This window comes from Sphingomonas psychrotolerans, from assembly GCF_002796605.1.
GTDB lineage: Bacteria > Pseudomonadota > Alphaproteobacteria > Sphingomonadales > Sphingomonadaceae > Sphingomonas > Sphingomonas psychrotolerans.
On the sequence record NZ_CP024923.1, the window covers coordinates 3467542 to 3481569 of the forward strand.

General features: G+C 67.3%; 14 protein-coding genes. 6 read left to right on the plus strand and 8 right to left on the minus strand.

Translation table 11 applies throughout. The features are described from left to right. Genes egtD through CVN68_RS15825 form a run of 3 tightly spaced genes read right to left on the minus strand, consistent with a single transcriptional unit; the run spans nt 1 to nt 2857 of the window. Nucleotides 1-978: an L-histidine N(alpha)-methyltransferase gene (egtD, locus tag CVN68_RS15815; protein ID WP_100283051.1), complete on the minus strand. Its 978-nt coding sequence runs from the start codon at nt 976-978 to the stop codon at nt 1-3. A 2-nt stretch (nt 979-980) separates the two neighbouring features. Then, nucleotides 981-2246: an ergothioneine biosynthesis protein EgtB gene (egtB, locus tag CVN68_RS15820; RefSeq protein WP_100283052.1), complete on the minus strand. Its 1266-nt coding sequence runs from the start codon at nt 2244-2246 to the stop codon at nt 981-983. 53 nt (nt 2247-2299) lie between these two features. After that, complete coding sequence (locus CVN68_RS15825; protein ID WP_100283053.1) at nt 2300-2857, minus strand: cob(I)yrinic acid a,c-diamide adenosyltransferase; 558 nt, start codon at nt 2855-2857, stop codon at nt 2300-2302. A 153-nt stretch (nt 2858-3010) separates the two neighbouring features. Between CVN68_RS15825 and CVN68_RS15830 the strand changes: the two genes are divergently transcribed. Then, nucleotides 3011-3343, plus strand: a complete 333-nt coding sequence (locus CVN68_RS15830; RefSeq protein ID WP_100283054.1) for a PilZ domain-containing protein — start codon at nt 3011-3013, stop codon at nt 3341-3343. 135 nt (nt 3344-3478) lie between these two features. Here the strand turns inward: CVN68_RS15830 and CVN68_RS15835 are convergent, their stop codons facing one another. Together CVN68_RS15835 and gluQRS are read right to left on the minus strand one after the other, a co-directional pair. After that, nucleotides 3479-3709, minus strand: a complete 231-nt coding sequence (locus CVN68_RS15835; RefSeq protein WP_100283055.1) for a twin transmembrane helix small protein — start codon at nt 3707-3709, stop codon at nt 3479-3481. A gap of 9 nt (nt 3710-3718) precedes the next feature. Next, nucleotides 3719-4582 carry a tRNA glutamyl-Q(34) synthetase GluQRS gene (gene gluQRS, locus CVN68_RS15840; RefSeq protein ID WP_199560100.1) on the minus strand — a complete coding sequence of 288 codons (864 nt, stop codon included), beginning with the start codon at nt 4580-4582 and terminating at the stop codon, nt 3719-3721. Between the two features lie 96 nt (nt 4583-4678). On the opposite strand from gluQRS, the gene CVN68_RS15845 reads away from it, so the two are divergent. The 5 genes from CVN68_RS15845 to CVN68_RS15865 all read left to right on the plus strand — a co-directional run bounded on the left by CVN68_RS15845 (nt 4679) and on the right by CVN68_RS15865 (nt 9997). Beyond that, nucleotides 4679-5245, plus strand: a complete 567-nt coding sequence (locus CVN68_RS15845) for an HNH endonuclease (protein WP_100283057.1) — start codon at nt 4679-4681, stop codon at nt 5243-5245. Nucleotides 5246-5319: 74 nt separating this feature from the next. Next, nucleotides 5320-5700, plus strand: coding sequence for a hypothetical protein (locus CVN68_RS15850; protein ID WP_158298915.1), 381 nt, complete (start codon nt 5320-5322; stop codon nt 5698-5700). Between the two features lie 248 nt (nt 5701-5948). Continuing rightward, the gene (locus CVN68_RS15855) at nt 5949-8042 is read left to right on the plus strand and encodes a transglycosylase domain-containing protein (protein ID WP_100284457.1); all 2094 of its coding nucleotides are present in this window, start codon (nt 5949-5951) and stop codon (nt 8040-8042) included. 39 nt (nt 8043-8081) lie between these two features. Continuing rightward, complete coding sequence (locus tag CVN68_RS15860) at nt 8082-9083, plus strand: threonine aldolase family protein (RefSeq protein ID WP_100283059.1); 1002 nt, start codon at nt 8082-8084, stop codon at nt 9081-9083. Further along, nucleotides 9080-9997 (plus strand): DMT family transporter, encoded by a 918-nt coding sequence (locus tag CVN68_RS15865; protein ID WP_100283060.1) that lies wholly within the window; start codon nt 9080-9082, stop codon nt 9995-9997. Before CVN68_RS15860 ends, CVN68_RS15865 begins: the two co-directional genes overlap by 4 nt. Here CVN68_RS15865 and CVN68_RS15870 read toward each other — a convergent pair. From CVN68_RS15870 to CVN68_RS15880, 3 genes are read right to left on the minus strand one after another with little or no spacing between them, the layout of a single operon-like run. Then, nucleotides 9907-10746, minus strand: a complete 840-nt coding sequence (locus CVN68_RS15870) for a Rossmann-fold NAD(P)-binding domain-containing protein (protein ID WP_100283061.1) — start codon at nt 10744-10746, stop codon at nt 9907-9909. The genes CVN68_RS15865 and CVN68_RS15870 overlap by 91 nt on opposite strands. 33 nt (nt 10747-10779) lie before the next feature. Next, on the minus strand, nt 10780-12420 hold the full coding sequence (locus tag CVN68_RS15875; protein WP_100283062.1) for a M28 family peptidase: 1641 nt from the start codon (nt 12418-12420) through the stop codon (nt 10780-10782). After that, on the minus strand, nt 12420-14027 hold the full coding sequence (locus CVN68_RS15880; RefSeq protein WP_100283063.1) for a M28 family metallopeptidase: 1608 nt from the start codon (nt 14025-14027) through the stop codon (nt 12420-12422). The genes CVN68_RS15875 and CVN68_RS15880 overlap by 1 nt, the downstream gene beginning before the upstream one ends. Nucleotide 14028: the final 1 nt, after the last annotated feature.

Sequence of the window (14028 nt, forward strand, 5' to 3'; positions counted from 1 at the left end):
TCACGGTGCCATCCGCAGCGGCTGCGCCTCGCACAATATCAGCCCGAACCAGTCCTGCGGATCGGTCCATTCGCGGATCGGAGTCCAGCCGCCGGCGCGCAGCAGCATGCGGCCGCCATTGGGTCCGTATTTGTGGCTATTCTCGGTGTGAATCGTCTCGCCGGCCGCCATCTTGAACGGCCGTCCGTCGACAGTGAAGGCCATGTCCCGCCGGGCCTCGAGATGCATTTCGATCCGCGCCGCGTCGGGGTTCCAGATCGCGCGGTGGCGGAACGCGTCGACGGGAATCGTCCCGCCCAGCTCGCGATTGATCCGCTCGAGCAAGTTGAGGTTGAATGCGGCGGTGACGCCCTGCGCATCGTCATAGGCGGGGATCAATATGTCGGGCGACTTGACCCGGTCCATGCCGATCAGCAGCCGCGCGCCTTCGCCCAGCCAATCGCGCATCGCGCGCAGCAGATCAACTGCGTGGAAGGCGTTCATGTTGCCGATCGTCGATCCGGGGAAGAAGCCGAGCTTGGGCAGCCCCGCCACCTCGTCGGGCAACGGCACCGGGCGCAGGAAATCGGCCTCGACCGGCAGCACCGGCAGCCCCGGAAATCCCTTGGCCAGCGCACGCGCCGAATCCCGCAGGAATTCGCCCGAGATATCGATTGGCACATAGGCGGCGGGATGGATCGCTCGAAGCAGGATCGGCGTCTTGGTCGACGAGCCCGAACCGAACTCGACCACCGCCGCATTGTTTGCCGCAAGCGCGCCGAGCTGCGGCCCGATCTGCATCAGCAATGCGGTTTCGGTGCGGGTCGGGTAATATTCGGGCAGGCCGGTGATCGCCTCGAACAATTCGGAGCCGCGGCGATCATAGAACCAGCGGGCCGGAATCGCGCGCGGGCGCGCGGCGAGGCCGGTCAATATATCGGCGCGGAAATTGGGATCGGCGAGACCGCGCTCGCCATCCTCCTGTTCCTGCTTGAGCATCGTTACAGATCCTTTGCCAAGCGTACGCCGGTGAACTGCCAGCGCTGGTGCGGATAGAAGAAGTTGCGGTAGCTTGCCCGGACATGCCCACGCGGCGTCGCACAGCTGCCGCCGCGCAGGACGAACTGTCCGCTCATGAACTTGCCGTTATATTCGCCGACGGCACCTTCGGCGGCACGGAAGCCCGGATAGGGGCGATAGGCACTGCCGGTCCATTCCCAGACGTCGCCGAAAAAGGCGGGGCCGCCGTTTGCGGGCCGGGGCTCGACTGCGCTGGCGCGGTCGAGCTGGTTGCCGCCGTTCGGATCACGGCCGCTCGCCGCAGCTTCCCATTCGAACTCGGTGGGCAGCCGGGCGCCGGCCCAGCTGGCATAGGCATCGGCCTCGAAGAAGCTGACATGGGTGACCGGGGCGGCGGGATCGACGGGGCGGCGGCCGTCGAGTCCGAAGCGCGTCCAGCCGCCGTCGCACTGCTTCCAGTAAAGCGGCGAGCCGATGCCCTCGGTCTGCACCCACGCCCAGCCGTCGGCGAGCCAATGACGGGGATCGCGATAGCCTCCGTCGGCAATGAACGTCGCCCATTCGCCATTGGTCACGGTGCGGTCGGCGAGCGCGTGTGGATGGAGCAATTCGGTATGCCGCGGGCCTTCGCAATCGAAGGTGAAAGATGACGAAGGTTGCCCACAGCCGATCTCGACGGGGCCTACGGCGCCTTCGATCCAGCCGATCGGGGCGGGCATGGCGACCGGGACCTTGGGGTCTCCGGACCAAATTGCTGATTCTAGAGGATTTACCGAAAAATGGTGGAGGATGTCGGTGAGGAGGAGTTCCTGGTGCTGCTCCTCATGGTGACAGCCGAGCTCGACCAGAGTTTGCACGGCCGGGGGCAGATCGGGCAGTGCCGCGAGCAACGCGGCGTTGACTGCCTCGCGATAGTCGAGGATCTCGGCGAGCGAGGGGCGCGATAGCATGCCGCGGCGCGGGCGGGCATGGCGCCGCCCCTCGGCTTCGTAATAGCTGTTGAACAGGAACGGCCAGCGTTCGTCGAACAGCCGATAGCCGGGGACATGATCACGCAGCACGAAGGTTTCGAAGAACCAGCTGGTGTGCGCGAGATGCCATTTGGCGGGGGAGGCGTCGTCCATCGACTGGATCGTCGCATCGGCATCCGAAAGCGGCGCGACGAGATCGGCGCTGAGCGCACGGACCGCGGCAAAACGCGACGCGAGGGCGGAGGAAGCCGGGTTCACATCGCGCTCCGTTCTCATAATGTTCCCTCTACGGCGCGGCCGTCGTAGCGTCAACCCGAAATCAATTCAGGTTAGCGCGAGGCGCCGGGCACCCACAGAACGTCGCCCACCCCGTTCCGGTTCATCGCGCGCGCCGTGACGAAGAGCAGATCCGAGAGGCGATTGAGATAGGCCAGCGCTTCGGGACGGAGCGTCACCTGCGCGGCGGTGCCGACTGCGGTCCGCTCGGCCCGGCGCACGACCGCGCGGGCGAGATGGAGGGCGGCGGCGGCCGGCTCGCCCGCCGGCAGGATGAAACTGGTCAGCGGATCGAGCGCGGCGTTGAGGTGATCGATCCGCTTCTCGAGCCAATCGATCTGGCTGGCCACGATGCGCAGCGCGCCTTCGATCTCCACCGGGGTGGCGAGATCGGCGCCGAGATCGAACAGGTCGTTCTGGATGCGCGCGAGCATTTCGCTGAAGCTGCCCGGGCCGATCGCCGCGCGCGCCACGCCGATCGCGCTGTTGGCTTCGTCGACGTCGCCGATCGCCGCCATGCGCGGATCGGCCTTCGACACGCGCGATCCGTCGACCAGCCCGGTGGTGCCATCGTCGCCCGTGCGCGTGTAGATCTTGTTGAGCTTGACCATCGCCGCCGTCCTACGCCCGGGCCGGCCGATTTGCCATTGCCTTGACCCACGATACCGGCCGCCAGGCGCAAACGCGGTTTATCCTTCGCTAAGGCTGTCGGGCGACGGAGCGTAAACCGGTGCTGTGCGATCGGTGAGAGAGGGGAGTCTGCCATGAACCCGACCGATGAAAACCGGAATGACGCACTGATCGGCCGGCTGGCCGAGGCTGACCGACGCACCAATCCGCGCACGCCGACCGCACTGACCGCGACGATCCGCGCCAGCGGCGAAGTGCGGCGGATCAAGGGCGAGGTTGCCGATGTCTCGGTGGAAGGCTGCAAGATCTACACCTGGGGCCTGCACGAAGGCGACGAAGTGTGGATCGCGATCGCGCATCTCGCGCCGATGCCGGCCCGGGTCTGCTGGGCGGCCGAAGGCGTGGTCGGGCTCAAGTTCAAGGGCACGCTGCACCAGTCGCTGGTAACGCATCTCGGCTTCCTGTGACCTGACGCGGGGCGAGACGATGCGCCGTCCGCCCTTGCTCGATCTCGAACTGGCGGTGTTGATCGGCGTGATGCTGATCGCTTTGATCTGGTGCGTGGCGATGCTGATCCGCTGAGCGAGCGCCCGACAGCCGCATCAGCCCTTGGCGGACAGGATCAGCAGGAGCAGCGCGATGATCCCGATCGCCACTCCCTGGAGCAGGATGCGCTGCTGCATCAATTTGTTCGAGCGCAGCGCGCGCTCGCTGGGACCGTCGCCTTCGAGATCCTTCGTGGTGGTCTGCGCCATGTTCACCAATCCCTTGATGAGCACGAAGACGACCGCGAGCATCGCGGCAATGAGGAGGGCTGCGAGGAAGAAGGTCATGGGGCTTCCCTACGCCTTTGCCGATCTGAATCCAACCGGAAGCCGCCCTTCGCGCAGCCGGTCGGCGAGCGCGCGGCCGTCCTCGCCGGCGAGGCGCATCGCCTCCAGCGTCGGCGCGCCGTGGCGCTTGGCGAGGCGCTGGCCGTCGGGGCCGAGCAGTAATTCGTGGTGGCGATATTCGGGCGTCGGCAAATCTAGCAGCGCCTGGAGCAGCCGGTGGATGTGAGTGGCCCCGAACAAATCCTTGCCGCGGACGATGTGGGTGATGCCCTGCGCGGCGTCATCGACGGTGGCGGCGAGGTGATAGCTGGCCGGGGCGTCCTTGCGGGCGAGGATGATGTCGCCATGCGACAACGGATCGGCGCGGATGTGGCCGGCGAAGATGTCGTGCCACCAGATTCCCCTCCCCCCTTGGGAAAAAGAGAGAGGGAGTTTAAGCGCCTTCGCCACATCGAGCCGCCAGCTATGGGGGCGGGTGAGGTCTGGCGCTGCCAGCCCACGGCAAATGCCCGGATACGCTGTCCCCTCCGGCCCGTGCGGCGCCGACAGGCTCGCGGCGATGTCGGCTCGGGTGCAGAAGCAGGGATAGAGCAGCCCCATGTTTCGCAGCCGGTCGAGCGCCTGCTGATACAGGTTCAGCCGCTGTGACTGGAACGTCACCGGGCCGTCCCAGCCCAGCCCCAGCCATTCGAGATCGCGGAGGATCGCCTCGACATGCTCGGGGCGGCTGCGGGTGCCGTCGATGTCCTCGATGCGCAGGCTGAAGCGCCCGCCGGCGGTACGCGCGCAATCATGCGCGCGGGTCGCGGAGAGGGCATGGCCGAGGTGAAGCCGTCCCGTCGGGCTCGGCGCGAAGCGCGTGTGCATAACCATCAAACCGGCCCTTGACCGCGAGTCGCGGCATATGCTGTCATGTGCCCGTCACCATATCCGGTCAGGAAGTGGCGGCCGCAACTGGTGAGGGAGCGCATGTATCATCCCGATCTTATCCGCCATCCGGACGGTTGCCCCGCGCTTGTGCTCAACGCCGATTACACGCCGCTCAGCTATTATCCCCTCAGCGTGTGGCCGTGGCAGACCGCGATAAAGGCGCTGTTCCTCGACCGGGTCGACGTCGTCTCCTTTTACGAACGCGAGGTCCGAAGTCCCAGCGCGAGGCTGAAGCTCCCTTCGGTCATCGCGCTCAAACAATATGTCAGACCTTCTCAATTCCCTGCCTTCACGCGCTTCAACCTGTTCCTCCGCGACAAGTTCTCCTGCCAATATTGCGGGACTCAGCGCGACCTCACCTTCGACCATGTCGTCCCCCGCGCCCAGGGCGGCCGTACCACCTGGGAAAATGTCGCCACTGCCTGTGCGCCCTGCAATCTCAAAAAGGGCGGGCGCACGCCGAAGCAGGCAGCGATGCCGCTCCATATCGAACCGATCCGGCCGACGAGCTGGCAGTTGCAGGAACATGGCCGACGCTTCCCCCCGCATTATCTTCACCAGACGTGGCGCGACTGGCTCTATTGGGATGTGGAGCTCGAAGCCTGACCCCGGGCGCCATCGGACACGCTATGCAATCGCGGTGGCGCGCCTATACGGCCCCGGTTCGTTGAGGAGTAAAGATGCGTATCCTGCTTTCCATTCTCGTTTTCGCTGGAGCTGCCGGTTCCGCAGCGGCCTCCGAAAATGTCATGCCCGCACGCTTCCAGGGCGAATGGGCGGTCCGGCTCACCGATTGCGGCTCGAAGGGTGGCGACAATACCGAAGGCATGACCATCGGTCCGCGCGAGATCGGACACTATGAAGAGGGTGTGAAGATCACGCGCGTGACGATGCTGAGCCGAGACAGCGTCCGTTACGAAGGTATTTTGTCGACCTATGACGGCGACGAGCCCGCCATGGCGACGCTCCGCCTGTCGCCCGACGGCAACCGGCTGGTCGGGGCGAGCTATGCCGATGGCTCGAACGGCAAGGCGCCCGATCTTCTGCGCTGCGCGAAATAGCGTCTTCGAGCGCGACGCGCGCGCGTTCGGGGAACATTTGCCTCGCGGACTGTCTTATAATAACAACACACCGTGGCGTATTGCTTTTCCCAATGGCCAGAGGCCGATAAGAGGCGCTGATGGCCCGTGAACCCGGCTCCGGCGACGTCCGCTTCCCGCTTCGGCGGCAGACCGAATCGGGCGAGGATTCGTCGGGTGCGCCGGTGCGTGCGTGGCGGCCGAAGAATGCCGATCCGGCGCCGATCGAGATGACGATCGGCAAGCCGGCACTCGAGGCGCCGAAACCCGGCCTGACGCCCGATCCCTTCTGGCGCGCCGCGCCGCCGCCGCCTCTGCCACCGGTGCCTCCCGAAGGCGTACCACCATCTGGCGAGGGCGGCACCAACCTTCCCGCAATTCGCAAGCGTTTCCGCTTCCGCTGGCGCTGGCTGAGCTGGGGCGTGGCCGGGTTGATCCTGTTGTTCGTGCTCGCGGTGGCGTGGCTGGCGCTGACCGCGCCCTTGTCCAAGTCGCTCGAGCCGCCCGCGCCGCCTTCGATCACCTTGCTCTCGGCCGAAGGCAAGCCGATCGCACGGCGGGGTGCAGTGATTGCGGCACCGGTCGATGTCGCGAAGCTGCCCAAACATGTCGGCGCGGCGTTCATCGCGATCGAGGACCGGCGCTTCTTCGGGCATATGGGGGTCGATCCGCGCGGTATTGCCCGGGCGTTCCTGCACAATTCGACGAGCGACGGCCGCTCGCAGGGCGGCAGTACGATCACCCAGCAGCTCGCCAAGAACGCATTCCTGACCTCCGACCGGACGATGACGCGCAAGCTGCGCGAAGTGATGATCGCCTTCTGGCTCGAGGCGTGGCTGTCGAAGGACGAGATCCTCTCGCGCTATCTGTCGAACGTCTATTTCGGCGACAACGTCTATGGCCTGCGTGCCGCCGCGCAGCATTATTTCAGCGTCGCACCGGAAAATCTGACGGTCAGCCAGGCGAGTTTGCTCGCCGGTCTGGTCAAGGCGCCGAGCCGGCTGGCGCCGACGGGCAACCTCAAAGGCGCCCGCGAACGGCAGAAACTGGTGATCGGCGCGATGATTGCCAGCGGCGCGCTGACCGAGGCCGAGGCGGCGCGGGTGCGCCCGGCGGTGCTCAAGGTGAGCAAGGAAAAGGAACTGCCCAATGGCACCTATTTCGCCGATTGGGTGCTGCCCGAGGCACGCGACCGCGCCGGCGGCGTCGCGACTGAGCAGACGGTGCGAACCACGCTGGAAACCGATATCCAGGCGGCGGCCGAGCGCGCGGTGCGCGGCGCGGGGCTGAAGAAGACCCAGATCGCGCTGGTGGCGATGCGCCCCGACGGCCGTGTCGTCGCGATGGTCGGCGGCAAAAATTATCGCGAAAGCCCGTTCAATCGGGCGACGCAGGCGCGGCGCCAGCCGGGATCGACCTTCAAGCTGTTCGTCTATCTCGCCGCGCTGCGCTCGGGAATGACGCCCGACAGCATGGTCGACGACTCGCCGGTGACGATCGGCGAATGGTCGCCGACCAACAGCGACGGGCGCTATGCCGGCAAGATCACCTTGCGCCAGGCCTTCGCCAAATCGAGCAACGTGGTGGCGGCGCGGCTGACCAACGAGATCGGCGTCGGCCGGGTGATCCGCGCCGCGCGCGATCTCGGCATTTCGACACCGATCGCCAACGAGGCCTCGATCGCATTGGGCACTTCGACGGTGTCGCTGCTCGAACTGACCGCGGCTTATGCCGCGGTGGCGAACGGCAGCTATCCAGTGCGGCCGCGCGGCCTCGACGACGCCGAATCTGCCGATGACTGGCTCGCCGCGCGGCTGGGCGCGGCGACGCGCATCCCCGGGGGCGAGCTCGCCGATCTGCGTTCGATGCTCGGCACCGTGGTGACTTCGGGCACCGGGCGCAGCGCGGCGCTGTCGATCCCCGCTTTCGGCAAGACCGGGACGACGCAGGACGCCCGCGACGCGTGGTTCATCGGCTATGCTGGCGATCTGGTCGCGGCGGTGTGGATCGGCAATGACGACAATTCGCCAATCCCCGGCCTGTCGGGCGGGGGCATCCCGGCGCGGGTGTGGCGCGATTTCATGGTGCGCGCACTGGGCGTCTCGCTGCCGCCGGCGCCGGTGGTCGAGGACGAAACCGTCAACGAGACGACGCTCGACGACGTGCTCAACAGCGTCGGCGATTTCGTCGAGGGTTCGGGGATCGAGACCGATGTGTTCGGCCCGCGCGACCGGCCCGTGCGGGAGGACGAGGAAGAGCCTCCGCTCGAAGACGAGCAGGGTCCGCCCCCGCGCGCTACCGGCGGACGCCGCGGCGAAGAATAGGGGAATTGACCTGAAGTGCGGGGCCCGCGATGGCAGGCCATGCGCTTCTTCTCCGACAACGCCGCCCCGGTCTGCCCGCAAGTGCTCGAGGCGCTGGCTCGAGTGAATGTGCTCGACACCGCGTATGACGGCGATCGCTGGTCGCAACAGCTCGACGGGGCGTTTTCGGATTTGTTCGAAACGCCGGTGCGCACCTTGTGGGTGCCTTCGGGGACGTCGGCCAACGCGCTCGCGCTCGCGGCCTTGTGTCCCCCGCACGGCAGCGTGGTGTGTCATCGCGACGCGCACATCCAGAATGACGAGTGCGGCGCGCCCGAATTCTACACGCACGGCGCCAAGCTCGCGCTCGCCGAAGGCGTTGGCGCCAAATTGACCCCCGACAGCGTCATCGCAGTGCTCGACCGCGTCCAACAGGGGGTCCATTGGGTCCAGCCGCACGCGATCTCGATTACCAATGCGACCGAATATGGGCTGGTCTATACGCCGGGCGAAGTCGCGGCGATCTCGGAAGTCGCAAAGGCGCGCGCGCTCGGTCTGCATATGGATGGCGCGCGCTTTGCAAATGCAGTGGCGCATCTAGGCTGCGCGCCCGGCGACGTGACGTGGCGTGCCGGAGTCGACGTGCTCAGCTTCGGCTTCGTCAAGAATGGCGGGATGAGCGCCGAGGCGCTCATCTTCTTCCAGACCGAGTTGGCCGACGCGACCTTGTACCGCCGCAAGCGCGCGGGGCTGCTGCTGTCGAAGGGCCGCTATCTCGCGGCGCAATTGCTCGCGATGCTGGAGGACGATCTGTGGCTGGCCAATGCGCGCGCGGCCAATGCGGGTGCGCAGCTGCTGGCGCAAGCGGCGGCCGATCGGCTGGTGCATCCGGTCGAGGCGAACGAAGTGTTCCTGAAGGTCACGCCCGACGAGGCGGCGTCGCTGCGCAGGCTGGGTTTTGATTTCCACGACTGGGCGCCGGGCGAGGTGCGGCTGGTGACGTCGTGGGATCAAAGCGAGGCGGCGATCCGGCCACTCGCGGACGCGATCGCGGCGCTGTGAGCGAGGCGGCACCGCCCCGCTCCGCGCGCCTGTCGGTCCTGATCCCGTTCCTCGTCGTCACGTTGATCTGGGGATCGACGTGGATCGTCATCCGCGACCAGCTGTCGGTGGTGCCGCCGAGCTGGTCGGTGACCTATCGCTTCGTCGTGGCGGGCGTGGTGATCCTCGGCTGGGCGGCGTTGCGGCGGGACTCGCTCAAGCTCGATGCGCGCGGCTGGACGTTCGCGGTGGCGTTGGGCTTCGCGCAGTTCGTGCTCAACTTCAACTTCGTCTACCGCGCCGAGCAGCACATCACCTCGGGGGTGGTGGCGATCGTCTATGCGCTGCTGCTGGTGCCCAATGCGATCCTTGCACGGGTGTTTCTCGGCCAGCTGATGGGGCGCCAATTGCTGATCGGCTCGGCGGTGGCGATGGCGGGCGTCGCCTTGCTGTTCCTCCACGAGGCGCGGCTGAGCGATGCCGGACCCCAAGCCGCGCTGATCGGGATTGGCATCGCGTTGCTCGGCGTGCTCTCCGCTTCGGTCGCCAACGTCATGCAGGCGATGAAGACCGCCAGGGCCTATCCGATGGCGACGACGCTCGGCTGGGCGATGCTGACCGGCGCAGCGATCGACGCGGCGTTCGCGTGGACCACCACCGGCCCGCCGGTGATCGAGATGCGCTGGAGCTACATCGCCGGCACGTTGTATCTCGGCGTGCTCGGATCTGCGCTGGCCTTCACCATCTATTTCCAGCTGATCCGCACGATCGGCCCGGCCAAGGCGGCCTATACCAGCGTACTGATCCCGGTGATCGCGATGCTGCTCTCGACGATCTACGAAGGCTATCGCTGGTCGCTGCTCGCCGTGGCGGGGGCAGCGCTGGTGATGATCGGGCTGGTGCTGGCGCTCAAGGCGCGCAGGCCCAATCGATAATCGGGGAAACGCGGCCGCCAGCCGAGCAAGCGCTTTGCCTTGCCGTTCGCGACGCGCCGATTCTCCGAATAAAAAGCGCGTGCCTGCGGGCTGAGCCGCGCTTCTCCCAGCGCGATGAGCGGCGGCGGGGGGATGCCGAGCAGCCGGCACGCATAAGCGACGACGTCGCTCTGCGGCGCGGGCAGGTCGTCCGCGAGGTTCCAGGCGCCTCGTGGCGCGTCGAATCCGGTGACTATGCCGGCGACGAGGTCGTCGAGATGGATGCGGCTGAAGACCTGACCCGGGACATGGATCCGTGCGGCGTCGCCCCGCGCGGCGCGGTCGAGCGGCGAGCGGCCGGGGCCGTAGATGCCGGGCAGACGGAACACGCGCGCGCCGAGCGCCAGCCACGCAGCATCGGCCTCGGTACGCGCGGTGCGGCGGCCGCCACCGGTGGTTGCGGTCTCGTCGACCCAGGCGCCGCGCGTGTCGCCATAGACCCCGGTCGAGGAGAGATAGCCGAGCCAGCCGCGCGCGCGTGCGAGTTCAGGGCCGAATGCAGCGAGAATGGGATCGGCCGCGTCCGGCGCGACGGTCGAGACGATATGCGTGGCGTGATCGATCTCGAACGCGGCGCGCTCGCGATCGGCAAAGGCGATGCTGCCATCGCGCCCGTCGCGGGTGACTGCCGCGATCCGCCAGCCCCCGGGGGCGAGGTGCCGCGCCAGCGCGCTGCCGGTATAGCCGAGGCCGAAGATCAGCAGGCGCATCCGCTGATCCTCCCCTTCCGGGGGAGGATTTGGCTAGCGCGCGCCGTAACCACCGAACCGCGCCCCGAAGAAATCGCCCTTGGCCCAGCGCGGACGCGCATCCGCGTCGGCGATCGCCCGGGCGGCGGCATAGTTGACGCGCGTGAACTTCGCGGCGGCCGCCCAGTCGATCGGCAGCGACAGATCGTCCGAAGGCTTGTGATAATGATTGGCGAGGAAATCCTGCTGCGCCGCCTCGCCGGGTCCGCCGGGTCCGCTGTCGATCGAGACCGCCGGAATCCCCGCCTGGACGAAGCTGTAATGGTCCGAGCGGACGAAGAACATCTCCTCGGGTGCGGGATCGGGCACCACCCTGAGCCCCTCTGCCGCGGCTGCGGCGGCATAGACCGCGCCAAGGCTCGATCGCTCGCCGCCCAGCACCACGATGTCCTGCATCGCGAAAGTCAGGATCGGCATGTCGAGATTGATGTCGGCGATCAGACTGCCCTGCGGCACGCCGGGACGTGCCGCGAAATAGCTCGACCCCACCAACCCCTTTTCCTCGGCGGTGAGCGCGACGAACAGGATCGATCGGCGCGGCCGCTTGCCCGATGCCCGAAAGGTCCGTGCGATTTCGAGCATCGTGCCGACGCCCACGGCATTGTCCATCGCGCCGTTATAGATGCTGTCGCCTTTCTCGGGCTCGCCGATCCCGACATGATCGAGATGTGCCGAGAGCACGAGATATTCGCCGCGCAGCGCCGGATCGGAGCCCTCGAGCAACCCGACCACGTTGCTGCTGCGGCTGGCTCGCACCTGCGTCTTCGCCGTCACTGCGAGTGTGCCGACGAGCGGACCGGTCGGCAGCCGGGCACCACGACGCTCGGCGGCGAGCACGTCGCGCCACTTGATCCGCGAGCCGGCGAACAATTTCTCGGCGCCGGCCTGGCCGACATAGCCGACCACCGGCGCGCCCGGCGCGATCATGTGCGGCTTGCCGTCGGGGGCGATCCACGTCGTGCGCTCGTAATCGTAATAAGGCGCCATCGCTTCGACCGGGAATTCGCCGCGGCGCTCGAGTGATTCGAGGATGATCACCGCTTTGGCGCCGCGCGCCTCGGCGAGGCGGGCCTTCTGATCGTCGTCGCCGAGATGCGCGGCGACTTCGTCGGGGAGTCCCGCGGGAACGCCGGCATAGAGCGCGACGATCTTGCCGCGCACATCGAGCCCGCGATAATCGTCGCGCTTGCCCTCGGGATAGACGAGGCCGTAGCCGGCGAAGACCACCGGACCCGAGGCCCGGTAATCGGGCGTCGTGGGAATGCCTTGGTTGACGAAATCGATGCCGAACTGGAGCGGTATCGCGCTACCGCCGCGAGTCAGCGTCCATTTCGCCTTTTCGGCGGGGCGCCAGGTGGCAAGTCCCACCGGCTGGAGCCAGTTGCCCCCCGCGCCCGGCGCGAGCCCCGTGGCGAGCATCTGCGCGGCGACATATTCGGCGGCGATGTCGTACTCGTGGGTCCCCGCCTCGCGTCCGCGCAGTGTATCCTGGGCGAGGAACTGGACATGCGCCGCGAGCGCCGACTGTTCGGGAGGGAGTTGCTGCGCGTGGGCGGGAGAGGCAAGCGCGAGGAGCGCGGCTGCGACGCGCCCCCCTTTCAGGCAGGAGGGCAAGAAGCGGATGCGCGGCACCATCACTTCGCACCCGGGCCGTCGTACAGCGTTCCGAAGAAGTCGCCCTTGTTCCACAAGGGGCGCTGGTCGGCGTCGGCGAGTGCGCGGGCGATCGCATAATTGAGCTTCACGAAGCGCACGCCCTGGCCGAAATCGACGAGGCCCACCTCGTCCGAAGGCTGGTGGTAGTGCTTCGCGCCGAATTCCTCGACCGCGGCCTTGCCCGGGCCCGCGGGGCCGGGTTCGAGCGACACCGCGGGGATGCCCGCGCGGACGAAGCTGTAATGGTCCGAACGCACGAAGCTCGCTTGCTCGGGCGCGGGATCGGGGGTGAGCGTCAGCCCCTCGGCCCTGGCCACCGCCGCCACCGTCGCGCCGATGCTGGTGCGGTCGGCGCCATACGCCACCAGATCCTCGAACTTGTAGGTGAGCACCGGCATGTCGAGATTGACGTTGGCGACGATGCTGCCTTTGGGCACGGTCGGGTTGGCGGCGAAATAGTCCGAGCCGACCAGCCCCTTCTCCTCGGCAGTGACCGCGACGAACAGGATCGAGCGGCGCGGACGCTTGCCCGAGGCAGTGAACGCCTTCGCCACTTCGAGCATCGACGCGGTGCCGACGGCATTGTCCATCGCGCCGTTATAGATCGTGTCGCCCTTCGCATCGGGCTTGCCGATTCCGACATGATCGAGATGCGCCGAGATCACGACATACTGGCCCTTGAGTGCGGGATCGCTGCCTTCGAGCAAGCCGACGACGTTGTTGGCGCCGAGCGTCTCGATCTCGGTATTGGCAATGCCCTGCGCGGTTACGCCGAGCGCGCCGGTGGGGAGCTTCTTGCCTGCTTTGTCCGCGGCGAGGACATCCGCCCATTTGAGTTTCGCGCCGGCGAACAGTTTCTCGGCGCCGGCCATGCTCAGATAGGCGAAGGCGGGTGCGCGCGGACCTCCGCTGTTCGCCTTGCCGTCGGGATCGGCCCAGGTCATGCCGGAGCTGTTCCAGTAACCGACGCTCGCTTCGAACGGGAAGACCGCGTGGCGGGTGTTGCCCTCGATCAGGATCACGCCGATCGCACCATGCGCGGCGGCGTTGCGCGCCTGTTCGTCGGGCTGGCTCAGATGTGCGCGGACCTCGCTCTGCAGCGCCTGCGGGGCGTCGCGCAGGATCGCGACGATTTTCCCCTTTACGTCGAGGGCCTTGTAATCGTCGTAGCCGGTGGCGCGATCGGTCACGCCATAGCCCGCGAACACCACCGGCGCCGACAAGGCGACCTTCGCCTCGCGCGGGTTCGAGCGGGCGACATAGTCCTTGCCCCATTCGAGCGGCGTCGCGGTGGTGCCGCGGGTGAGCGTGAGGGTCCCGTGATCGGCGCCCTTGAACGACACGAGCGGCACCGGCTGGAGCCATGCGCCGTTGGGACCGCCCGGCTTGAGCCCGGCCGCGAGCATCTGCGCGGCGACATATTGCTCGGCCACCGCGAGTTCATTCGAGCCGGTATCGCGCCCGCGCATCGCGTCCGAGGCGAGAAAGGCGACATGCGCCTTGAGCGCCGCCTCGGCGGGCGGAAGGCCCTGCGCAATTGCCGGCAGCGGCTCGAGCAGCGAGAATGCGATCAGCAGACTTTTCATG

Coding starts and splice junctions, on each gene's coding strand:
- egtD (WP_100283051.1), bottom strand. CDS start 978: ATGCTCAAGCAGGAACAGGAGGATGGCGAGCGCGGTCTCGCCGATCCC.
- egtB (WP_100283052.1), bottom strand. CDS start 2,246: ATGAGAACGGAGCGCGATGTGAACCCGGCTTCCTCCGCCCTCGCGTCG.
- CVN68_RS15825 (WP_100283053.1), bottom strand. CDS start 2,857: ATGGTCAAGCTCAACAAGATCTACACGCGCACGGGCGACGATGGCACC.
- CVN68_RS15830 (WP_100283054.1), top strand. CDS start 3,011: ATGAACCCGACCGATGAAAACCGGAATGACGCACTGATCGGCCGGCTG.
- CVN68_RS15835 (WP_100283055.1), bottom strand. CDS start 3,709: ATGACCTTCTTCCTCGCAGCCCTCCTCATTGCCGCGATGCTCGCGGTC.
- gluQRS (WP_199560100.1), bottom strand. CDS start 4,582: ATGGTTATGCACACGCGCTTCGCGCCGAGCCCGACGGGACGGCTTCAC.
- CVN68_RS15845 (WP_100283057.1), top strand. CDS start 4,679: ATGTATCATCCCGATCTTATCCGCCATCCGGACGGTTGCCCCGCGCTT.
- CVN68_RS15850 (WP_158298915.1), top strand. CDS start 5,320: ATGCGTATCCTGCTTTCCATTCTCGTTTTCGCTGGAGCTGCCGGTTCC.
- CVN68_RS15855 (WP_100284457.1), top strand. CDS start 5,949: ATGACGATCGGCAAGCCGGCACTCGAGGCGCCGAAACCCGGCCTGACG.
- CVN68_RS15860 (WP_100283059.1), top strand. CDS start 8,082: ATGCGCTTCTTCTCCGACAACGCCGCCCCGGTCTGCCCGCAAGTGCTC.
- CVN68_RS15870 (WP_100283061.1), bottom strand. CDS start 10,746: ATGCGCCTGCTGATCTTCGGCCTCGGCTATACCGGCAGCGCGCTGGCG.
- CVN68_RS15875 (WP_100283062.1), bottom strand. CDS start 12,420: ATGGTGCCGCGCATCCGCTTCTTGCCCTCCTGCCTGAAAGGGGGGCGC.
- CVN68_RS15880 (WP_100283063.1), bottom strand. CDS start 14,027: ATGAAAAGTCTGCTGATCGCATTCTCGCTGCTCGAGCCGCTGCCGGCA.